General features: G+C 67.6%; 1 protein-coding gene. It reads right to left on the reverse strand.

Going from position 1 to position 697, the window contains the following annotated elements; all coding sequences use genetic code 11:
* Positions 1–32: 32 nt before the first annotated feature.
* Positions 33–697: molecular chaperone (locus K7W03_RS27575; RefSeq protein WP_222888148.1), on the reverse strand; the 665-nt coding region annotated here is incomplete at its 5' end.

Genomic DNA, 697 nt, shown 5'->3' on the forward strand with positions numbered 1-697 from the left:
GGGACAGGAGGCAGAGCGCGACCATGGCCCCTTCAAGGGCGCGCGACTTCACGGGGCCGCTCCTCTGCAACGATCTCCGCGGCGACATCCGCCTGATCGGTCATTGCGTCGAGTTTCAGGGTCTGGCCGGAAGCGATGGATGCGGCAGTGTCGAGGACGACCTGCTGCGAGGAGCCGGGGAGCAGATAGACCGACATGTCCTGCCGGGCCACTTGCGGACCGCCCTTGCGCGACAGGATCAGGCGGTTGATCTGCACATGGGCGTTGCCTTCGTTGCGGATGGCGAAGGTCATCTGGCGCGGTCCGCTGGGCCAGGCGCGCCAGACCAGCCTGCCCGACCCGCGAGCCGGGGGCACGAAGATCGGAATGCTGATCCGCAGGAGCGTCTGGACGGTTCCGGCGGGAACCGCGCGGGTGCCGGGCACCTCCTCCAGGATCACGCGATAGCTCTTCTCCGCAGCGCCTGTTCCCGTCCTCAGGCCGAAGCGCGCGATCTGCACGGCGCCGGGCCGCACCTCGAACAGGGCGGGATTGGCGAGCACATCGCGGGTCTCTTCCAGCACGTCTTCGCCCTTTTCCTGCCGCCAGCCATAGATGCGGAGCTGGACGCGGGCGCTTTCCTTGCTGCTGTTCTCTATCGTCATGGTCTGCACCGGTTCCCCCGGCGTCAGCACGACGCGCACCGGGAAGACCTTGA

Origin of the sequence: Sphingobium sp. PNB, assembly GCF_019873065.1 — a bacterium.
Taxonomy (GTDB): domain Bacteria; phylum Pseudomonadota; class Alphaproteobacteria; order Sphingomonadales; family Sphingomonadaceae; genus Sphingobium; species Sphingobium fuliginis.